This is a genomic window from Halomonas sp. SpR1, from assembly GCF_031010175.1.
Lineage (GTDB): Bacteria > Pseudomonadota > Gammaproteobacteria > Pseudomonadales > Halomonadaceae > Vreelandella.
Window position 1 is genome coordinate 1 of sequence record NZ_JAUAMB010000054.1, and the last position, 20,113, is coordinate 20,113.

21 protein-coding genes are annotated in these 20,113 nt (G+C 48.4%); 19 read left to right on the top strand and 2 right to left on the bottom strand.

Annotation, left to right across the window (positions count from 1 at the left end; translation table 11 throughout):
* Positions 1-529: 529 nt before the first annotated feature.
* Both QT231_RS22805 and ilvN read left to right on the top strand, forming a co-directional pair.
* The gene (locus QT231_RS22805) at positions 530-2,254 is read left to right on the top strand and encodes an acetolactate synthase 3 large subunit (protein ID WP_215092875.1); all 1,725 of its coding nucleotides are present in this window, start codon (positions 530-532) and stop codon (positions 2,252-2,254) included.
* Positions 2,254-2,745, top strand: coding sequence for an acetolactate synthase small subunit (gene ilvN, locus QT231_RS22810; RefSeq protein WP_007113940.1), 492 nt, complete (start codon positions 2,254-2,256; stop codon positions 2,743-2,745). The genes QT231_RS22805 and ilvN overlap by 1 nt, the downstream gene beginning before the upstream one ends.
* A gap of 142 nt (positions 2,746-2,887) precedes the next feature.
* On the opposite strand, the gene QT231_RS22815 is transcribed toward ilvN, so the two are convergent.
* The gene (locus QT231_RS22815; RefSeq protein ID WP_233974315.1) at positions 2,888-3,202 is read right to left on the bottom strand and encodes a hypothetical protein; all 315 of its coding nucleotides are present in this window, start codon (positions 3,200-3,202) and stop codon (positions 2,888-2,890) included.
* 671 nt (positions 3,203-3,873) lie between these two features.
* Here QT231_RS22815 and QT231_RS22820 point away from each other — a divergent pair.
* The 17 genes from QT231_RS22820 (at position 3,874) to pssA (ending at position 19,777) form a co-directional block, all read left to right on the top strand.
* Positions 3,874-4,176, top strand: a complete 303-nt coding sequence (locus QT231_RS22820) for a pilus assembly protein (RefSeq protein ID WP_308339081.1) — start codon at positions 3,874-3,876, stop codon at positions 4,174-4,176.
* A 125-nt stretch (positions 4,177-4,301) separates the two neighbouring features.
* On the top strand, positions 4,302-5,084 hold the full coding sequence (locus QT231_RS22825; RefSeq protein ID WP_308339082.1) for a hypothetical protein: 783 nt from the start codon (positions 4,302-4,304) through the stop codon (positions 5,082-5,084).
* Positions 5,085-5,137: 53 nt separating this feature from the next.
* A complete protein-coding gene (locus tag QT231_RS22830; protein ID WP_308339083.1) occupies positions 5,138-6,505 on the top strand; it encodes a pilus assembly protein TadG-related protein in 1,368 nt (455 codons plus the stop codon).
* Positions 6,506-6,522: 17 nt separating this feature from the next.
* Entirely contained in the window at positions 6,523-7,089 is a 567-nt protein-coding gene (locus QT231_RS22835; protein WP_308339084.1) for a hypothetical protein, read from the top strand.
* A gap of 32 nt (positions 7,090-7,121) precedes the next feature.
* The gene (locus QT231_RS22840; RefSeq protein ID WP_308339085.1) at positions 7,122-8,510 is read left to right on the top strand and encodes an Mbeg1-like protein; all 1,389 of its coding nucleotides are present in this window, start codon (positions 7,122-7,124) and stop codon (positions 8,508-8,510) included.
* Positions 8,476-9,264 carry an ankyrin repeat domain-containing protein gene (locus QT231_RS22845; protein WP_308339086.1) on the top strand — a complete coding sequence of 263 codons (789 nt, stop codon included), beginning with the start codon at positions 8,476-8,478 and terminating at the stop codon, positions 9,262-9,264. Before QT231_RS22840 ends, QT231_RS22845 begins: the two co-directional genes overlap by 35 nt.
* Positions 9,265-9,277: 13 nt before the next feature.
* On the top strand, positions 9,278-10,138 hold the full coding sequence (locus QT231_RS22850) for a hypothetical protein (RefSeq protein WP_308339087.1): 861 nt from the start codon (positions 9,278-9,280) through the stop codon (positions 10,136-10,138).
* On the top strand, positions 10,126-10,833 hold the full coding sequence (locus QT231_RS22855) for a hypothetical protein (protein WP_308339088.1): 708 nt from the start codon (positions 10,126-10,128) through the stop codon (positions 10,831-10,833). Before QT231_RS22850 ends, QT231_RS22855 begins: the two co-directional genes overlap by 13 nt.
* A gap of 55 nt (positions 10,834-10,888) precedes the next feature.
* Entirely contained in the window at positions 10,889-11,893 is a 1,005-nt protein-coding gene (gene cpaB, locus QT231_RS22860) for a Flp pilus assembly protein CpaB (protein WP_308339089.1), read from the top strand.
* 2 nt (positions 11,894-11,895) lie between these two features.
* Positions 11,896-13,278: a pilus assembly protein N-terminal domain-containing protein gene (locus QT231_RS22865; RefSeq protein WP_308339090.1), complete on the top strand. Its 1,383-nt coding sequence runs from the start codon at positions 11,896-11,898 to the stop codon at positions 13,276-13,278.
* A gap of 26 nt (positions 13,279-13,304) precedes the next feature.
* Complete coding sequence (locus tag QT231_RS22870; protein ID WP_308339091.1) at positions 13,305-15,215, top strand: ATPase, T2SS/T4P/T4SS family; 1,911 nt, start codon at positions 13,305-13,307, stop codon at positions 15,213-15,215.
* A gap of 2 nt (positions 15,216-15,217) precedes the next feature.
* Positions 15,218-16,063: a type II secretion system F family protein gene (locus QT231_RS22875; RefSeq protein ID WP_308339092.1), complete on the top strand. Its 846-nt coding sequence runs from the start codon at positions 15,218-15,220 to the stop codon at positions 16,061-16,063.
* The gene (locus QT231_RS22880) at positions 16,056-16,937 is read left to right on the top strand and encodes a type II secretion system F family protein (RefSeq protein WP_308339093.1); all 882 of its coding nucleotides are present in this window, start codon (positions 16,056-16,058) and stop codon (positions 16,935-16,937) included. The genes QT231_RS22875 and QT231_RS22880 overlap by 8 nt, the downstream gene beginning before the upstream one ends.
* Positions 16,927-17,286 (top strand): DUF192 domain-containing protein, encoded by a 360-nt coding sequence (locus QT231_RS22885; protein ID WP_308339094.1) that lies wholly within the window; start codon positions 16,927-16,929, stop codon positions 17,284-17,286. Before QT231_RS22880 ends, QT231_RS22885 begins: the two co-directional genes overlap by 11 nt.
* Positions 17,279-17,743, top strand: coding sequence for a tetratricopeptide repeat protein (locus QT231_RS22890; RefSeq protein ID WP_308339095.1), 465 nt, complete (start codon positions 17,279-17,281; stop codon positions 17,741-17,743). The genes QT231_RS22885 and QT231_RS22890 overlap by 8 nt, the downstream gene beginning before the upstream one ends.
* Positions 17,744-17,777: 34 nt before the next feature.
* Positions 17,778-18,491 (top strand): TadE/TadG family type IV pilus assembly protein, encoded by a 714-nt coding sequence (locus QT231_RS22895; RefSeq protein ID WP_308339096.1) that lies wholly within the window; start codon positions 17,778-17,780, stop codon positions 18,489-18,491.
* A gap of 383 nt (positions 18,492-18,874) precedes the next feature.
* Entirely contained in the window at positions 18,875-19,777 is a 903-nt protein-coding gene (pssA, locus tag QT231_RS22900) for a CDP-diacylglycerol--serine O-phosphatidyltransferase (RefSeq protein ID WP_308339097.1), read from the top strand.
* A gap of 79 nt (positions 19,778-19,856) precedes the next feature.
* On the opposite strand, the gene QT231_RS22905 is transcribed toward pssA, so the two are convergent.
* On the bottom strand, positions 19,857-20,113 hold a 257-nt coding region (locus QT231_RS22905; RefSeq protein ID WP_308339098.1), incomplete at its 5' end, for a hypothetical protein.

The window sequence follows — 20,113 nt, forward strand, 5'->3', positions numbered from 1 at the left end:
CAGGGACTGATCTCGATACTGGACGCGGTAAGATGGCTCAAGCGTTCTTCATGAACCGCCGTGGTACGGAACCGTATGCCCGGTGGTGTGAGAGGACAGGGGAGGCGACTCCCCTTCCTACTCGATGCTTCTTGCGACCTTTGTTGCGTTTGGACTGATCGGAGGTTGACAGGCTGAGGGCGCTAATGGAATCTTGTCGGTTCCTGATTTGCGGGCGCGGACTCAACGGGCAACCCCTAATTACCGCGTGAAGGGTAGGCGAAAGCCTCTACCCGCCGAAGGACTTCCGGGCTTGGGCTAACCGCCCAACCTGGCCAACGCCCCGACACGGCGAACTGCCGTGAAAGGGAGCGGGTGATTTATGTCGACATAATTCACTCGCTTCCGATAAGAGTGCAGGCCCTAACCGGGCCTCCTGCCAGGGTTTGGCATCAGGTGTCGGCTAGGGCCGACAGCGGCATACCGCCGCACTCGACACCGTGCCCAGTTGGGTACGGCTCGCACTCGAGACCTCCAGGGGAGAAATACAGTGGAACTGCTTTCCGGCGCAGATATGATCGCCCGCTTCTTGCAAGATGAGGGCATCGAATACATTTATGGTTACCCCGGCGGTGCAGCGCTGCATATTTACGATGCACTCTTCCGCCAGGACAAAGTGAAGCACATTCTGGTGCGTCACGAGCAAGCGGCTACCCACGCTGCCGACGGCTATGCCCGCGCTTCGGGTAAGCCCGGCTGCGTACTGGTCACCTCAGGCCCTGGTGCCACCAACGCCGTCACCGGCATTGCTACCGCTTACATGGACTCGATTCCCATGGTCGTGCTGTGTGGCCAAGTGGCGAGCCATCTGATCGGTGAAGACGCCTTCCAGGAAACCGATATCGTCGGTGTGACACGCCCGATTGTGAAGCATAGCTTCTCGATTCGTCACCCGGCTGAAATCCCGGAAGTGCTCAAAAAGGCCTTCTATTTAGCGGCGACTGGGCGTCCTGGCCCGGTGGTGGTCGATATTCCTAAAGATATGACCGCACCCACCGAGCGTTACGAGTACGTCTATCCGAAAAAGGTCAAGATGCGCTCGTACAACCCGGTCACGCGTGGCCACACGGGACAGATTAAAAAAGCCGTTGAGATGATACTCAAAGCCAAGCGTCCGGTATTCTATACCGGTGGCGGCGTGGTCACGGGCAAAGCCAGCGAAGGTCTGACCGATCTGGTCAAACAGCTGGGTTACCCGATTACCACCACGCTGATGGGCATCGGCGCGTATCCGCAAAGTGACCGCCAGTGTTTGGGTTGGCTGGGTATGCACGGCTCCTATGAATCCAACATGGCCATGCACCACGCCGACTTGATTATTGCCATCGGGGCACGTTTTGACGACCGCGTGACCAACAGCACGTCGAAGTTCTGCCCGACCGCCAAGATCATCCATGTAGACGTTGACCCCAGCTCGATCTCTAAAACGGTGCGTGCCGATGTACCGATTGTTGGCCCGGCCTCCAGCGTTATCAACGAGATGATCAGCTTGGTGCAGGGGCATAAAATTGCCCATCCTGAAGCGCTAACCGAGTGGTGGGAGAAGATCGATGGCTGGCGCGCCGACCGAGAAGGTAAACTTTATGAACCTTCCAAGCAGGGTGAGGTGCTCAAGCCCCAGGAAGTGATCGAAGCGCTATGTCGTGTCACGCGGGGCGAAGCTTATGTGACCACTGACGTAGGGCAGCACCAGATGTTTGCTGCCCAGTACTACAAGTTTGATAAACCCAACCGGCTGATTACCTCCGGTGGTTTGGGCACCATGGGCTTTGGCTTCCCTGCTGCCATGGGGATCAAACAGAACTTCCCGGATGATGACGTGGTATGTGTCACCGGTGAAGGCAGCTTCCAGATGATGATGCAGGAGCTCTCCACCTGTAAGCAGTACGGGGTAGGCGTTAAGATCGTCAATCTTAACAATGCGTCGCTGGGTATGGTGCGCCAGTGGCAGGACTTGAACTATAAGTCGCGCCACGCGCACTCCTATATGGAGTCGCTGCCGGACTTTCATATGCTGATCGAGGCGTATGGATTTACCGCGATTACCGTCAATACCCTTGACGAGTTAGAGCCTGCGCTGGAGCGTGCCTTCGCCAATAAGCACGAGCTGGTGTTCCTTGACGTGAAGGTCGACCCCCATGAGCACGTCTATCCGATGCAGGTGCCGTTAGGCGCCATGCGCGACATGCTGCTGTCTAAAACGGAGCGTACCTGATGCGTCATATCATCTCGATTCTGTTAGAAAACGAACCGGGTGCGCTGTCACGTGTAGTCGGGCTGTTTTCCCAGCGTAACTTCAACATCGAAACGCTTAACGTAGCGCCTACAGAAGACCCGTCGCTGTCGCGCTTAACGGTGACTACCGTGGGCGATGACCGGGTGATTGAGCAGATCACCAAGCACCTCAATAAGCTGATCGATGTAGTCAAACTGGTGGATCTCACCGAAGGCAATCATATCGAGCGCGAACTGATGCTGGTGAAAGTGAAGGCATTGGGTGCAGCCCGCGATGAAGTGAAGCGCACGGTGGATATTTTCCGTGCGCAGATCGTCGACGTAACACCCAGCCTGTATACCGTGCAGATCACCGGCGATGCGGGCAAGCTGGATGCCTTCCTTCAGGCCATGGCGCCGGTGGGCATTCTTGAGGTCGCCCGTACCGGGGTCTCGGGGATTGCTCGGGGCGATAAGGTGTTGTCGCTTTAGTGGGAAACGTTTTTTTCCAGTAAACAAATGCCGGTCAGCGAGTGCTGATCGGCATTTTTTTATTGCCTGATAGAAGTATTAACGTCAGCCAACGCTAATGCGTTGTTAAATTGCGTTAATTGAGTATCGAAAATTAGGTGATTTATCCTTCCGCCATGCACTCTTGGTGTACCTTTTCTTGAAAATCTTCGACCGAGCCGTTGCTTATGTCGTAAGTATAGGTCTGTTCAATAACGTCATTGAGCACAAGTTCTGCTTTGTCTTTTGAATCAGGATCTCGCCCCCTCTCTGCATCAGCTCTCGAGGTTCCATTTAAACGATTTTCCATAATATTTTTTGCCAACGATGATTTGACGACACAATCAGCAGCGTGTTGAGCAGAGTTTTCATTGGCACTAGCGGCGCCATTAACCATCAAAAAAAATGCTAAAGCGGTAAGCTTAAGTGTGGTACGCATAAATCCTCTAACCTGTCAGTTATCGTGGTATGTGTCGGACTAAAGTGCCGAAGATGTTTCGCTTCGTCAAATATGGATTGCAATAACCCAACTTTAGTTCCTTGTGTTATCCATTGAATAGGGCTGAGCGAATTGCAGAATACAGACTTCAACCAAGGATCACGAGGGCGCTTCGGCCCTCTTACTGTAAAGGCGGCGACGTCGGCGTCAGCGAATATTTTTGTCTTCAAAATGTCGAATCGTAACTAATTGTTTTTTATGGTAAAAAGATAAAGCCTAATTTTGAATAGCTTCGGATGCCCAGATTTGTAAGATATTTCTTACAAAAATTTAATCCATATCTTACAAAATCGTGCTCAGTCCTCCCAATTCTTCCTAACATGGTTTCTGTGGAGGGTGTACTTGATTTTGTTTTTTTTATTCTTTTAAATCAATTATTTATAGAAAATTTTTGTGAAGAGAGAGGAGGGGGAAGGGTTGTTACGTGTTACTGCGAATGGCTAGCTCTAATTTGCCAATCTGATGGGGCTATTGTAGCTTTGCCACCGACATGAGTTTTGCGATACATCAAAGATTAGTGCGGCTGTTATTCTTCATTAGTGAGGTGTAAGAAAACAGTTAGCACTGTCGGTGCTTATTCCGATGATGACACCAAGCAAAAGGAGAGAACCATGAAAAAGATTACGTACCAAGAAAAATTGGCGCCCAAGAAAAACCAGCTTGGCCAAGGTATGGTCGAGTACATCATTATTGTCGCGCTGATTGCGCTCGCGGCAATCGGTGCCTTTACGTTTTTCGGCGATACTATCAGGGGGCAAACTGCCCAGATGGCTAACCAAGTAGCAGGCGAAAATAACACCACTGGCTCTGAGGCCGCGAAGGATGGTGCTGATAGTGCAAATACCGAGGCTGGGGCTGATTACAATCTGAGCAATTTTGACGAGGCTGACGGACAAGGCGGTGGGGGAGAATAAGTAAGTCTCAGCTATTAGCTTGATCGCTGCTAATAACCCAGCGCTACCGCTATCCCTCTGCATCGTGTTTTTAAGAGGGTAGTGAGTAATGTGAAATGCCCTAACAAGATGGTAGGTAAACTGATATGCAGTTTAAGCTCTCTTACTATCTAGCTAAGAAATTTTGTGCTGGGTTAATGGCGTTCTGCGTAGCCTTTCCAGTATGGGCGTTGCCCTCTTCTCAGGTGCCTGCGCCCTATCTCTATATCGCCATGTTGTCACAGGTCCCTTTTTCGGCTGATGTCGAGACAAGTGTTACGGGGGGTATTGGGCCTTACATTAAGCACGAAAAGCTTCAAGTTAGCCGTCAACGGATGCGCCGCGAACTGATGGGGCTAAATGACCCTAGGGCAACGGATATATTAATTAGTGATTTTGAGCACCGGGAGGATTACGGCTCCTACGGGCTTAGTCAATCTCTAGAAATCTATTGGGCAATAGAGCGGCCTACTTCCGAAGGCAGGTCGTTAACGGCTGCCGATATTGACTCGGTGATGGACCGTTTCCGTTGGCGTGATAGCGACTGGGAGCGTTTAGGCAATGAACGAGTCGGCGGCCTACAAGCGATACGTTACCGCAAAGTGGGTGGGCAGCAGAGTGACACTCGATTAGACGCCTGGTTTACGGCTAACGAAGGCGTGCTATGCCAAATAGAAGTTGTTGACTCGAATGGATCGGCAATGACTCGTTTGACAAATATTGTCGTTGGCCCGCAGCCAGATTCTGCTTTTGAAATGCCCGAAAGCTTTGCAAAAGTATCACCTCAAGCGTACCTAAGTTGGCTGATGGCTCATCCTCTAAGTGAATCGTATCAGTCCACAAAAGGGCGTGATGCAGCCGAGGCTATCGAAAGCATGGGGGTGGAGTAATGGTGCAGCGGCTAAGCAATGGCGGTGGGGGCAAACGGCAAACAGGGCAGGTAATGCCGATGACCGCAATTTTAATTGTGGCGGTGCTGTTATCCCTATGGGCAATGTATGACTCAGGTCAATTGATGACCGAGCGTATGAAGCTGCAAAACACCGCCGATAACGTCGCCTATAGCGGTTCGGCGCTAGTGGCGCGAGACTTAAATTATACCGCCTATACCAATCGAGCTATGGTGGCCAACCAAGTTGCAATTGGCCAGATGGTAGGTCTGAGTTCTTGGGCAGCGATGATGGAGCAGCTTGGCACTAATATAGGCATTGTGGGTAAGGTGGCCACAGTCGTACCTTATGTGGGTCCATTAATTAATGCGCTTGCCCAGACGTTTGAAAAAGCTACCGAGGCTTTGGCCAGTACCGTTGATGCCGCAGTGAAAATAGCTATTCCGCTTAACGATGGGATTATCAGGGCTCTGTCGGCTAGCCAGAATATCTTTCATGTGGGTATGTCTGCGGCTCTAATGAATTTTAGTGAAGATATAGCGCAGGCTAATGATCCTGATGTTGAGCAGGTTCTGACGAGTGCTGCTGGTTCTGTTCAGGCGTTTGTTGAATGGCAGGAGCAGATAGGGCGCTTTAGTAAACCCAATATTAAAACTCCTAACTCAACGACTAATCAGCGGTTCGATGATTTCGCCGAGGTGGTTGGCGACTCAAGAGACCCATTTACAGCGCGGCGCTCCTACGAAATGGGGCCTCCCATGAGTGGTTTTTTTTGGGATACGCAAAAAAGAGGTGGCTCGGACTTAAAGCGTTCAACAGGTATTGGTGGTGTCTATCAGTGGGATTGGACGGCTATGGATACAGTTGGTTTTGAAGCAAAGTTTAAGGTATTCGGTAAGTGTATTGTCTGTGTCAATGTCCCTCTTGGCTGGGGGGCTGCCCATGCCCTTCAGGGTAGTGGCTCTTATTACAATTACTCAAGCGGTAGTGGCTGGGGTGGTGCTTGGGATAACAGTACTGCTGCTTTATATGCTAGTGGGTCTCATGCTGGTCATAATCTAAGAAATACCAGTGGTCTTCAGCCCTTTTATGCTTTTAGAGATGACGGCGCACCAAATAGCGGTGGCCCTGGCCTGCTTTACCTTTTCCGGAAAGATAACAGCTCAATGCCGCTGACAGCTGACCTTGGAGCCCAAGGGGATAACCCGCTAAACACAGAGGCAGGTGAAGGTTTTATAACCGCCGCTGCCAAGGGGCAACCTCACTACTCACGCCCAACCGATATAGAGCAGTTCGCGCGCCATGACGGCAACTTTGAGTACGGTAATTTATACAATCCATTTTGGCAGCCTCGAATCGTCAAGCTAAATAACACTGAAAGAGCCCTTCTGCTTACCGGGGCTGTCGCGCTAGGTAATTGAAAATAAAGGATTTTATCATGATAAATAGATTGGTGTTAGGAGTGCTATTGTTTGCTAGCTTCCCGCTATTGGCGCAAACGGAATCCGGTAACCCCTTGTTTGAGGATGACTGGGAAGCTGCCAATTGCCCTGGAGCTCTACCGGCAGATGAACCACCCTATGCAAGCCGTATTGAGTATTATGCAAGAGCAGGAGATGATTCTAAGTATGATGAGGTGGTGGCGAAGCATTATAGGTATTCGGATTGTGTTACAGCCATTACAACAGGAGGCTGGCAACCTATCGGAGCGTTTAATTCATATCAGCGTGCTATGGAAATGGGGGATGTCAAATCAGCTGAAGAGCTCTTTACTCTTGACGCAGCTTTAGAGCGAGCAGCAGAGACATATGACCCTCGGGGGGCCATTTATCCAATACTTAGAGAACTCTACGAGCATGCTTATTCGCAAGAAATGTCCGATATGGCAGAGGCTGACCTTGATGCTGCTCGCGAATTATTGACCAGAGAATACCTCTGCAATTGTCTAACTCGTCCTCTAGTAGAGTTTGATATCCCAGGATACCCTAGTAATGCTGCTGATTAACTAATGTTAGTTAAAAGTTGGTTTAGCAGGCTTTGTATTTAAAATTTGGAATAAAAATGAAAAGAGCGCCATTATACTCTTTAATCAATAGTGAAGCTAAAGTTTTAAGCGCTGCTGAATTCCTTGCTGACAGTAGTGTAACGCCTGCTCGCCAGCGCGGGGCGGGCTCAGTCGAGTACATGTTGATTACCGGTGTTATGGTGGCGGCATTGTTAACCCCTTTTTCAACAGGTCAAAATGCTGAAAGTGCCAGTGTGCTGCAGCGACTAATGGATGCTATCTCTGGTCAGCAAAAGGCTTATAACTACTCCACCCAGTATCCCTCTACGCTAAACATACAGGATATTGCTGATTCGCTAGGAGATATCTCCCAAGACGGTGGAGGTGGGGATGGTGGTAATGCTAATGGTGGTGGTGGCAGCCCGAACGGAGGGGGGGGCAGCGGTAGCGGATCGGGTGAAAGTGACTCCTCTAATGGAGAAGGTGAAGGAGCTGGCAACGGGCAAGGCGACGATACTAATGGCGGCGATGATGCTGCCAATGACGGCGACGGCGCGAGCGGAGACGGCGGTACGAGTGGTAGCGAAGATGGAAATGCTGGCGAAAATGACGGAGATGTAAATGTCGGCGGTGCGGGTAGCGGCATCGATATCTCATGGGAGGCTTTAGCCGCGACGGCTATGGCTATGTGTTTAGCAAAGCCAGATGAAAACCCTATCTGGACAGAAGATGATTTAATTGCTTTTAAGGCTGCAAACGATGCCTATGGCACTACGTTTGAAGAAGATAAAAAGAGCTTTGAAAAACATGGCATACGGTATCCTATTCAAGACAAGGCCGATGCCAATGGTTTTTCTGCGACGCTCTCGCGTACAGAGAGTGGCCAATGGGTGCTGGCGTTTCGCGGTTCCGATGGCCTGAACTATGAGGACTGGATTGATAATAATATTAAGCAAGCAGTGTTCGGTCAGTCTAGTCAATATGATAATGCGGTGAAGATTGCAGCAGATGTAAAGGCTGTTTTAGGAGATGATGTTTTAATTGCTGGACACTCCCTAGGAGGAGGGTTGGCTACCGCAGCTGCTTATGAGACAGGGCTCGATGCAATTACTTTTAATGCGGCAGGCTTGCGTGATAGCTACAAGCGGGAGACCATCAGGAACGTAAGGCAAGATGAGATTATAGTTACTAAAGAACCCGGCGCACTTAGGAATCACTATATCGCGGGTGATTTTTTGACAACTCTTCAGACGTTGCCGGATGCGCTTCTTCCATCCGCAGATGGGAAACAGATTGGCCACTCAGCCGGCTGTAGTAATGGTCCTCTTGATCGACATGGCCTAGGTGCATTTAGTCCGCCGGAGAAACCAGGTAGGGAGCGCCCTAATGAATATGAAGATGAACAACGTGACGCCGCTTAAACGAAACAATGGAGGTTTTATGCAGATATTTAAAGTATTGGTAACGCTGTTGATTTCGGCAATAGCACTACCTGCATGTGCGTCATACTCACAGCAGCCCAGCGGTTACTTTTCTGATCCCGCGCAGCTAGCGCTGGTGGAAGCGTCAGACAGCGGCGACATCAATGCCATGCAGCGGGCGCTTGATCAAGGGGCGGATCCCAACGCCGTGGGAAAGGATGGTATGACGCCGCTATTTTGGTCGGTCACCATGAACGCTAATCTTGAAGCTTTCCGCTACATGCTGGCCCATGGTGGAGATCCTAATCTGGTGGTTGTTGATGAGAGTAAGCCTGGGGTGAGTACCGTTTACCTGCTGTATCAAGCCTATAAAAATCCCGATCCTGCGTTTATCGAGGCAGCCTTAGAGGCAGGAGCGGATCCAAACACTCTAGTTCATGAAGAGAGCACCTTGTTGTTTGAGTCGATGTCCGATGAGTATATAGAACAAATAAGAATCCTGATTGCGCATGGTGCAGATGTTAATTTTAGGAGTAAGTTTGGTTATACACCTTTGCTTAATGCTGTGATAGGTAGTGAGTATAAAACTGCCTTAGCGCTGTTAGAGGCCGGAGCAGATCCAGAGCTCCTAGATACACACGAGCGCTCCGTAATTGATCAGGTGAAATCAATGCATGATAGGCAGAGCGGGGACGATTATAGAGTGTTCATCAGTGCCCTTAAGGAAAAAGGGTATTTGGATCCTTCGTATTAATGAAATCCAACATATGAAAAGACACTCTGAGCAAGGTCAGGCACTAACGGAATTTATGGTGGTTAGCACTTTTCTGCTGGTGCCCCTCTTTCTGATCGTTCCCGTTTTAGCGAAAGTGATTTCGCAAAAGCAGGATGTGGAGCTGGGTGCCCGCTACGCTGCCTGGGAGCGTACGGTATGGTACGAAGATGCGCCTGGCAGTGGTCTTGATGGTTATCAGGGAGCAGAGTTGGGATTTAAGAGTGATGCAAACGTGGCCAGAGAGATTGATGCGCGAATATTTGCCAAGGATACCCAGCGTATTAGCTCATCCGGGGGAGAAGAAGCTTTGCAATTAGACCCCTTCGCGCATCGACAAAATGGAGGCATGGCGCCCATTTTGGCGCAGGCAGACGAAGGGAGTAGCGGATATGCTACATCGTCGTCCACTAATAGCGAGCCAGAGGGGATAGTCGCCTGGGTTGATGCCTTTGGTGAGCTTGCCGGTAAATTCACTCGGTTTGATATGCCCTCCAACGGAGTGGTCAATGCTGAGGCAAGCGTCAAACTTGCTGACCTCAGCGGGGTATTTGGTTCAGGCCTAGGGGTGGACGCGCTAAGTTTGAGTGCAAACAATGCGTTATATACTGAGTCCTGGGAGTCGGGGGGGCGTGCGCACGCTGAGTATCGTATTCAAGGCCTGATGCCACAACAATATTTGGATAATAGCGTGATAGGTACTATTCAAGACATAGCGGGCAAGATACCTCTAATGGAGGAACTGGCATCGGACTGTCTTATTTTTGCGCATACCACTATTGAACCGCTGCCGGAGCACCGGTTAGTCGAATTCGATGGTGTTAAAGGCGGTGGAGGAACTTCATGCTCCATGTAAAGCGTCGAGTTTGGAATTGGTGGGTGAGGCTTTTAAGCCTCGCTGTGATGTTTATATCGGGTGGCGTGACTATCGCGCAGGCAACGAACTTTCCTGATATTCGTTTGCCTGACTCGCTCTCATTGGAGGTGGTAGCGGATGAAATGCAAATAGGCGGATTAAATACCCGCGTATTTGCGTTTACTACTAATGATTCTCCGGATGACTTAGCAAACTACTTTAATCGGCAGTGGCGTGAAGTTGCCAGGGTTGAAGCTGAACCATGGGATATTCTTTCGCGCCGTGAGGGTGGATTTCTCATCACCATTCAAAGCCGTACGGATATGGGCCCGCAAACACGAGGCTTTATCGCTATAAGCGATATGTTTGATGCGCTTGATGAAGAGCGTCGAGCACCAAGCGTTGACCTCCCAATGTTATCGGGTACGGAAGTAGTCCAGGATGTTCATTCGGAAGACGCCGGACGTGAGAGTCGCACGTTAGTATTAAAAAGCTCCCGATCAGTGATCGAAAATCTTGATTACTATCGAAATCACTTCCGTCAATCAGGGTATGAACCGATTAGTCAGGGAGCTCTTTCGAGGGGAGATGGAGCTGGTGTGATGATATTAAATCGAGGAAATGAAGAGTTGAATCTGGTGGCAACTCAGTCTGAGGTAGGGACAGTTGTCACTATTGTGAAAGTAACAAAGTGAATGACGAAAGCAGTATTTCTTGAGTAGAAAGTCTCAAAATAATTGAGGGGGCACCTTGAAAAGAGAATGGACTGGCTGGTTGCTGCTAGCTGGCGCATTGGTCGTGGGTTTTTTGGCCTTCTGGCTGGTTGGTTACTACCTTGACTCTCGTGAGCAGGAGATGCGGCTAGATCTCCTGAGTGGTCAGGCCTCTAAGGGTCGCGTGGTAGTGGCTAGCGCTAATTTATCCCCCGGTGATGTGGTATCTCAATCGAGTGTCGCCGTGGCTGAAATGCCGATTTCTCATATACCGTCTATGGCGATAAAACCGGAGGAGTTTGGTCGCATCGAAGGTCGGGTAATCAATCGCGCTATGTCACAAGGGGAAATGCTGCAGGCTGATTTTATTACGGGCCTCGTGGTCAATAGGTTCTCGGGCTTACTCGATGAAGGTGAACGGGCGATCAGTGTTGAGGTGTCGTCGCTAAAATCTTATTCGGGCATGCTATTGCCGGGGGATTATATTGATCTGTATGTACTCCTTAAAGACGATGCGAGTGGTCAGAAGCCTAGGCTTGTGCCAATTCTTGAGCGGGTAAAAGTACTCGCAGCGGGAGCCCAGCCGCTTCGCAATGCTGATCAATCTTTTCAGCGCTTAGATGCCAACACCGCGCAATACAATATGATCACGGTAGGCTTGCCGCGTGAAGAGGCCGAACGCTTAGCGTTAGCGCGCGAGGCGGGGGAAATTGCCTTTTTAATGCGTAATGCTGATGATCAGCAGATAGGAGTGGCTGATCAGAGCTATGCGCTATTTGGCGATGATCACATGTCCCAGGGGGGCTATTGGTATGTATCCTCCGGCGTGCCGGAAGGAGAAGTGCGACTGCCTGGCCAGGCGACAGCCAGTCGTGAAGCAGGGGCGGCTACACCGGTATCTTCTTCGTTAACACCTTTCTCTCAGAATATTAATTCGGCAACGCCAGCGCCAAGTGCGGGTGCTGATGATAATACGTCCAACGACCAAAATATGAGCGGCAGTGCAATGCCCACTAATCGTATGCCTCAGGAGTCGCAATGATAATGCAGGGAACAAAATACTTACCGGCTACTATGCTTTTGGCGGTGCTATATGTCATTACTATAGTGCCTGCTGCAGCTGGGGCATCGCCAAGTGAGCTATACCCTGTTAGTAGCGAGAATAGCCAAAGCGGCTATTCCCAACAGGATGCCTATGCCCAGCAGGATATAGAGGTTTATGTTGGCTCAGTTACTACGCTTAACCAAGATTCCATTAAGCGTATTGCGGTGGGAAACGATGCAATACTCCAAGCATCCGTAATAGATGAAAATAAATTGCTGCTACTTGGCCGTGCAGCAGGTGTGTCAGAGTTGGTGGCTTGGGACGACAATGATGTAATGACCCAATACAAGGTGCGTGTCTACGACAGCCCTGTGTCTGATAATATCAATATCATTAGAAATATCTTACGTCCTTTCCCGGATGTGACGGTAAGTGAGCATTTGGGACAAGCGGTACTTAACGGAACCGTGGTTGATAATGACTTCGAGCGCTTTCAAAGCGTTGTCAGTCATTTCCCGTCCGTATTATCACTTGTTGAACCCGAGAGAAATGTAGAGATTGAAGAATCCATTGCATTCGATGTGACAATACTCGAAATGAGCCGTAATTATCAGCATTCGCTGGGCATTCGCTGGCAGGATACCGCCGCTGGGCCAGCGTTAGGGCTAGTTGGTAATATCATCCCCAATGATAGCTTTGGAGTAACTTCGCCTGGCGAGGTGGGGAATTTGCTAGATATTGTTGGTTCAGGCACTAGCCGCTTGGATGGATATTTGGGGATAACTTCTATACTTGGCTCGCAAATTCAGCTTCTGCAAGAAGAGGGAGTTGCTAAAGTTTTAGCCGAGCCAAGCCTATCAACCGTGAGGGATGAGAAAGCTACGTTCCTGGCAGGCGGCGAGTTCCCCGTTGCTGTTCTCAATGAGTTTGGTCAGCCAGTAGTAGAGTTTCAACAATATGGCATACAGCTAGAGATTGAGCCTACGATGGATCAAAACCATAATATTCGCTCACGTATCCGGACTGAAGTCAGTGATGTTGATTTCTCTGTTCAGGTCAACGGTGTGCCTGGTTTGCGTCGTCGTGAGGCCGTATCCACTATTACGGCCCGCCCAGGGCAAACCATCATAATTTCCGGTTTGCTAAGTACGAGTGATTCCAGAACACGCGATAAGTTACCACTACTTGGAGATATACCTCTGCTTGGCGCGTTGTTTCGGTCTAGCGACTGGCAGCAAGGACGAACAGAGTTGGTCATCATGGTAACCCCAAGGATACAGGCGCCTAACACACCGCTTAGCGATGAGATGCAGGATAACCTTCAGAAAGCACGTGGTGTCCTTGAAGGTAGCGATGCACTTGATGCGGCACTACTGCAGTAATTTAAAGGGTTGAGCAGGAGAAAAGTATGTTCCAAGTGCGTGTCGATACAGCTAAAGGAATGCATGTAGGCAATTTTTACATCACCGATAAAAAATGCGTGATTGGCAAAAAAGCTGATAACGACATAGTGCTTCATGGTTGGCGTTTGTCATCTGAACATGCTTGTTTGAATGCGCATGAAGATGGAATCTATATAGAAAATTTTTCAACTAAAATAGGCACTCGCGTTAATGGTGCGCGAATTGATGACTATGGGCCGCTTAGCGTTGATGATGTTATTGAAATTCATGACTATCGCATTCGAGTTACAAACAGGAATCCTGCTGTTGCTAAAACCCGAGGAGTAAATAAAGGCTCCAACCAAGAGCCTCGCGTTCATAGTGATACTGATCTTTCGGCTGAAACGGTTGAAAACTCTTCCCAGTCGGTATCCGATGAAACGCAAGAGGTGGTAGCTGAAAAGAATGTTCCACCTGAGCCTTCACAGGCTAAACCTCAGGTTAGCGGTGCTTTTGAACCGACTATACAGCCTGAAGCTAGCGTTACCAAGGAGCCAGCTGCACAAGAGCGAGTAAGTAGCAGAATAGCAAAAGAGCCTGAAACAGCGTTACCTGAAGGTGCCATTGAGCAGTCTAAAGCGCTTTCACAGCTTGCAAAAGATATGCACACTTGGCGCCTCCATCTTCGTAAAACCTTGCATGAACAGATGGATTTGCGTCGCATCAACGTAAGCACCATGTCTGAGGACGAACTGCGTCAGCTAGCATCGTCACTTACAGGTAAAGCTATAGCCGAAATAAAGCATCAGATCCCAGATCATATCGACCAAGAGGCGCTTCTTGAGCAAGTTGTCGCTGAAGCTGTTGGCCTGGGGCCTCTTGAGCCTTTGCTGGCTAGAGATGATGTAAGTGAAATTATGGTCAATTCCTGTCAGGAGGTGTTTTTTGAGACCGGCGGTAAAATGTATAAGTCAGATGTGACATTTACCGATGATCAAGCTGTTCAATCGACGATTGAACGTATTGTAACCCCGGTGGGACGTCGTATTGATGAAAGCTCACCTATGGTCGATGCCCGATTAAAAGATGGTTCTCGCGTTAATGCGATCATTCCGCCATTAGCGCTTAAAGGGTCTTGCCTGACTATTCGTAAGTTTATGAAGCGACGGCTCGGGGGGGATGACTTAATTGCTTTTGGATCAGTAGATCAAGCTATTATCGACTTTCTACAAGTTGCGGTAATGCATAAGCGCAATATTCTTGTATCAGGTGGTACTGGGTCAGGTAAAACGACACTTTTAAATGTGTTATCAAATTTTATTCCGGATGCAGAGCGTATTGTCACTATCGAAGATTCAGCTGAGCTTCAGCTTTACCAGCCTAACTTGGTTCAGTTGGAAGCCAGGCCTGCTAACCAAGAGGGCCGTGGCGGTGTCAGTATTAGGGATCTGGTTAAAAACTCATTAAGGATGCGTCCGGATAGAATTGTGGTAGGGGAGTGTCGCGGTAGTGAAGCGTTGGATATGTTGCAAGCCATGAATACTGGGCATGATGGCTCGCTCACCACCGCTCACGCAAATAGTGCTAGAGACTGCATTTCACGCCTAGAGGTTATGGTGATGATGGCGGGTATGGATCTGCCAGCTATTGCAATACGTGAGCAGGTAGCTTCTGCCGTACAGTTAATTGTTCAGCAAACTCGATTCTCTTGCGGCTCCCGTAAAATTACTGGTATCTCAGAAATCGTTGGGGTTGAAAATGGCCGCATTCAGTTAGCTGAGGTTTTTCGATATAACCCTACTGGGTATGACGAGAATGGGCGGGTCACTGGGCATTTTACAGCCACTGGTTTAGTGCCAGAGTTTTATGAGGGGCTTAAAAACAGAGGGGTTGGTTTAGATCTGAGTATCTTTGAACCTCGAGAAGGGGTAGCTTGACAATGGCCATTCTTCTCTCTTTTTTGGTAGCTCTTATCGCGGCATTTGGAGCTTATATCGCTGGCAAGACGTTGATGACGTCTGCCACTAAATACCAGCAGACATTTAAAGATTCTGCCGAGCATAATTTGGCGGAAATGTTTCTTTTTATTGAGCCTCAAAAGCTTTTCTTTATAAATATTGTCTTTCTAATTCTAGTCTTTATTCTGGTGCTTCTTTCCGGTGCTGGTGTCGGAATAGCATTGTTAGTTGCTGCGGCGCTTGGAGCATCACCTCCATTAGTATATCGTTATTTACGCAAGCGTAGACGTTTTAAGGCAGTGCACCAGCTCCCCGATGCGCTAACTGCGATTGCCAATAATATGAGTTCAGGGTTGAGCCTCACTCAAGCACTAGAAACGACTATTGCATTTGAGCATCCTCCATTGTCGCAAGAGCTTGGCCTGGTGCTTAGAGAGCTTAGAATAGGTGTACCTTTTGAAGAAACAATGAATAATCTTTATCAGCGCTTACCTGAAACGGAAGTTCAGTTGGTTACATCTGCGATGACTGTGTCACGAGAGATTGGTGGTAATTTATCTGAAACACTGTTGCAAATAGCGAGTACATTAAGAAAACGGCTACAAATGGAAGGGAAAATACGTAGCCTTACAGCACAAGGGAAGCTACAAGGTCTTGTAATGACAGGCTTGCCAATATTTTTGGTGATTGCCTTAAACTACATGCAGCCTGAGGCAATGTCATACTTGTTTACAGAGTGGTACGGATGGGCCACGGTTGGTGTGATTGTTGTGTTGGAGGCGATTGGCTATCATATTATCTATAAAATTGTGAGTATCGATGTTTGAGTCTCTTCTGAATATTTTTATAGGACTGATGCTAATAGCTGCTTTTCTGCTATTAGCAGCGGCGATTATTTCCTTTAGACGCCATATTGAAATGCCCGAAAGGGACTTTATGGATCCCCTTTCGTGGCGTGTGAAAATTGTATGGCCTTTGATTATTTTTATATCCCACTATTTTGGGCGTTTTTTAACAACTGAGTATATTCAGCGGACTAGAGTGTTGCTAGAGAGGTCTGGCCTTTCCTTTAGCTTGAACCCTGAGCAGTTTTTCGCAATCAAGATTATTTCTATGATTATCGTTATAGTTTTTTTACATTTACTTAGTCTGGTGGCCGGTTTTTCTGTTAATATTTTGCTGATAGTCGTTGCTGGTGGGCTGGGTTACTTCTTGCCTAACTTAAAGGTAAATGAGTTTAGGAAAAGGCGAGAGAGGGATATCATCCGAATGCTCCCGACATACCTTGACTTTATTACCATGGCTGTTGAGGCAGGACTTAGCTTAGCTGCTGCGTTAGTAAAGGCAACGACGAGCGGTCCGGATGGACTGCTTCGCCATGAATTAGAACGTGTAAATCGAGATATACGTGCAGGGGCTGGGCGCATTGAGTCACTCGAGGCGATGGCGAAGCGGCTTGATCTTAGAGAAATCACTCAGGTAGTTTCTGCGTTGGCTCAAGCTGAAAAAACAGGCAGTAGTGTCGGGGCGACGATGCGTATCCAGGCAGAACAGCAGCGTATAGAGCGTTTTCAAAGAGCTGAGAAAAAAGCGATGGAAGCACCTGTGAAATTAATATTTCCTCTTGTCGCCTTTATTTTTCCTACTACTTTTATCGTATTAGGTTTTCCTATCGTTATGCGGCTTATACATGGGATATAAATCAGGTAGAATTTATAATCTAAATAGTAATGAGGTGCTGTTTTCTCAAAGTGTCTCCCCCGAGGGTTTCTTTGCTCGCTTCCGAGGGCTTCAATGGCGTGCGGAGCTAAATGAGGAACAGGCGTGGTGGTTTAGACGCTGCAATTCAGTTCATACGTTTGGTATGAAATTCAGTATAGACGTGATTCATCTTTCGGATAACGGTATGATCGTCAAAATTGATGAGTATATCAAAAAAAACCGGGTTTCCTTTTTCAGCAAAGGGAGCGCCGTTGTTGAGATTAAAGCAGGCCTTGCAGCATCTAAAGGTCTTAAATGTGGTATTTTTTTAGGGTGGTCTAATGAGTAGAATTATTGTTGTTTTTTTTACTGCTTGGGTGTTGACTGGTTGTGCAGCAACACATACACAGCAAACGCAACAGCAAGGTGATGGCAAACTAAGAATGCAGCTTGAAAAGGCAAATACAGCTTTGCAAGAAGCCCGTTTGATGGATGCTGAGGTATTGTATAGCAACATATCTTCCGGTCATCCCGAATTGCCGGATGTATGGTTGAAATTAGGTAATATTTATGCACGGCAAGGGCGTAACGCAGCTGCTATAAGAACATATAACGAAGGGCTTAAGTATCAACCAAATGATGGTAAAATTTGGTATAACCTAGCAGTTATACAGACAAAGGTTGCTATTGAAACATTAGAAGATGCAAGTAATGTTTTGGAGGCTGATAATACCTATTTGCCTCGTATACAGCTTCTACATGAGTCGCTTCTCGATGTCAGTCGGCCTACTAGGCCAAGCCAGTGATACTAGCTTTAAACAAGCGATTTGAGTTACTCTGATGAAACGGCAGTCTGGGCAAGGTACAGTCGAATTCGTTGTGATTATGCTGCTGTTTTTAGCATTTCTTGGCGGCATTTTTGAGATGACTCGTATATTTCGTGCTAAGCATACTTTGAATGAATCCACCTTTTTGGCAGCTCGTGAAGGTGCCCTTAATCATGCCCAGCTTGATTCTATGGTTGGACGCTTAGGAGAGGGGATGGCAGATCTTTTTATAGTAGAAAGTTCTTTGTCTTCCCTCACTGAAGCAAGTTTAAAATCTAGTGCCCTTGCCTATGCTACCCAAGCAGTTGGGGGCGGTGTAGAAATCGTTAGTCCGACAAAAGCTGTATTTGATCAACTAAGCAAAGAATTATATATCCCCTTTGATGGTAGTTTAGAGCCAGCTACGGTAAGGGTGATTCCTAATGATAATTTGCGCTGGCGCCCGAATGATGTAGCAAGTTTAGATGATGGGGAAAGCGTTAATTTGAAAGATGCAAATCTGCTTAAAATAAGAACTACTTGGTGCCAGAAATTGGTTGTTCCCGGTCTGGATTATCTTATTTATCTGGTGGCCGATGCCGCAGACAGTTCTGGTCGTCAAAGTCCTTGTCAAAAGATCAGTATAGGCGCTCAACTGACAGATATTGAGCGTGGTTGGTATATAGCCGTTACTTCTGATGCGACTGTGAGAATGCAAACGCCTGTTTTAGGTGATGATTTGCCATAGTGCATAATATCGCAATTGAAGTGCTTGTTCTAGGCTGTAAAAAAAGTGCATGCGGGAGCTTAGTGCAATCGCAATATTGGTGGTGTCTGCCGTGCTCGCGCTATCCTTTCTGTCTGTGCACCGTTGTGGAGCTTTGACTCAATACCAGGGTAGCGAAGTGCGATAATCACTCAGCAGCTATCTGCCAAGATGTTCGTCAGCGAAGGTAACAGTAACTATTCTTCAATCACAGCGCCCCCTGTTTCGGTTATGGCTATTGTATAGAGGCGCTTGCACCGCTTGTTTGCCTATCTCCAGGTGCAATTGGCTGGCTGAGTGGCACTCACCGTGTAGAATGAAAGCGACTACTGTTCTCGTGACTTTACTTTTAATGGATGAAACCTATGACACAGGACGCTCGCGATCAAGAGCACTCAGGCTCAAATCAGGCAAATTCAGATCAGGCAAGACCAAGCTCTATAGGCGCTGAGCAGCCAAACGACACTGATCGGCCAGAAGTAGGCGGCAACGAGGACTTGGCTACTGCCTTCTTGCGTGAAACGGAAGTGGTTGAGGAAACCGTGGAGGATGGTAAAAAGATTCGCCGTCGAGGTATCTACTTGCTCCCCAACTTATTTACCACCTCGGCGCTTTTTGCAGGTTTCTTTGCGGTGGTTGCTGGTATCAATGGTGAGTTCACCTCGGCCGCCGTCGCGATCTTTATTGCCATGGTGCTGGATGGCTTAGATGGCCGTGTCGCACGTATGACCAATACGCAGAGTGAATTCGGCGCTGAGTACGACAGCTTGGCTGACATGATCTCCTTTGGTATGGCGCCTGCTTTAGTTGCCTTTACCTGGATTCTGCAAGATATAGGCAAAACGGGGTGGGTAGTGGCCTTTCTGTACGTGGCCTGCGCAGCACTGCGCCTTGCGCGCTTCAATGTTCAGATCGGTAGTGTCGATAAGAAGTGGTTTATCGGCTTGCCAAGCCCTTCTGCAGCAGCGCTAGTGGCGGCCAGTGTGTGGACTTTTCATAGTTTTGACGCCGATGCTTTTGGTTTTAAACTGCTGATGCTGGTCGTCGTGGCAGCGGCAGGTGTACTGATGGTGAGTAATATCCGCTACTACAGCTTCAAAGATTTCGACTTTAAAAAGCCGGTGCCTTTTGTTGTGCTGCTGGCCATCGTTCTGGCTTTCGTAATGATCTCGGTTGAACCCTCTGTAATGCTGCTACTGTTGTTTGGAGCCTATGTGGCTTCAGGCCCTGTTTTAGCCGTTATGCGTAAGGCAAAACCCAAGAGCTAAAATTTTTACCACTATTTCTTCAAAAGCCCTTGCCAACCCAGCAGCGAATCCGTAAAGTACGCATCCGCTGCCGGGGACGTCAAGCGTTGCCAGCGGTGCATAAGGTGTAAAAGCCTTGGTTTGTCAGGAGGTTAGAGCAGTCTGTATCGCTCGCTTCACTCGCTAAATAAAACAGCGATTGACAAACACCAGGAATGGCGTAGAATACGCCTTCCTCGCTGAGGCAAGCCAGTTCAACGGTTTGCAGGATGGTTTTAATAGCCGCCGCAGCGAAACAGCTCTTTAACAATTTGATCAGGTAATTCATGTGGGCGCTTGCTGACGTTGGTGACAAAT

Bases quoted from the DNA above. Each gene is read 5' to 3' on its own strand.
- QT231_RS22845 (WP_308339086.1), top strand. From the start codon at position 8,476: ATGAATATGAAGATGAACAACGTGACGCCGCTTAAACGAAACAATGGA.
- QT231_RS22855 (WP_308339088.1), top strand. From the start codon at position 10,126: ATGCTCCATGTAAAGCGTCGAGTTTGGAATTGGTGGGTGAGGCTTTTA.
- QT231_RS22820 (WP_308339081.1), top strand. From the start codon at position 3,874: ATGAAAAAGATTACGTACCAAGAAAAATTGGCGCCCAAGAAAAACCAG.
- QT231_RS22830 (WP_308339083.1), top strand. From the start codon at position 5,138: ATGCCGATGACCGCAATTTTAATTGTGGCGGTGCTGTTATCCCTATGG.
- QT231_RS22825 (WP_308339082.1), top strand. From the start codon at position 4,302: ATGCAGTTTAAGCTCTCTTACTATCTAGCTAAGAAATTTTGTGCTGGG.
- QT231_RS22870 (WP_308339091.1), top strand. From the start codon at position 13,305: ATGTTCCAAGTGCGTGTCGATACAGCTAAAGGAATGCATGTAGGCAAT.
- QT231_RS22835 (WP_308339084.1), top strand. From the start codon at position 6,523: ATGATAAATAGATTGGTGTTAGGAGTGCTATTGTTTGCTAGCTTCCCG.
- ilvN (WP_007113940.1), top strand. From the start codon at position 2,254: ATGCGTCATATCATCTCGATTCTGTTAGAAAACGAACCGGGTGCGCTG.
- QT231_RS22865 (WP_308339090.1), top strand. From the start codon at position 11,896: ATGCAGGGAACAAAATACTTACCGGCTACTATGCTTTTGGCGGTGCTA.
- QT231_RS22885 (WP_308339094.1), top strand. From the start codon at position 16,927: ATGGGATATAAATCAGGTAGAATTTATAATCTAAATAGTAATGAGGTG.
- QT231_RS22875 (WP_308339092.1), top strand. From the start codon at position 15,218: ATGGCCATTCTTCTCTCTTTTTTGGTAGCTCTTATCGCGGCATTTGGA.
- QT231_RS22895 (WP_308339096.1), top strand. From the start codon at position 17,778: ATGAAACGGCAGTCTGGGCAAGGTACAGTCGAATTCGTTGTGATTATG.
- QT231_RS22890 (WP_308339095.1), top strand. From the start codon at position 17,279: ATGAGTAGAATTATTGTTGTTTTTTTTACTGCTTGGGTGTTGACTGGT.
- QT231_RS22850 (WP_308339087.1), top strand. From the start codon at position 9,278: ATGAAAAGACACTCTGAGCAAGGTCAGGCACTAACGGAATTTATGGTG.
- pssA (WP_308339097.1), top strand. From the start codon at position 18,875: ATGACACAGGACGCTCGCGATCAAGAGCACTCAGGCTCAAATCAGGCA.
- QT231_RS22880 (WP_308339093.1), top strand. From the start codon at position 16,056: ATGTTTGAGTCTCTTCTGAATATTTTTATAGGACTGATGCTAATAGCT.
- QT231_RS22815 (WP_233974315.1), bottom strand. From the start codon at position 3,202: ATGCGTACCACACTTAAGCTTACCGCTTTAGCATTTTTTTTGATGGTT.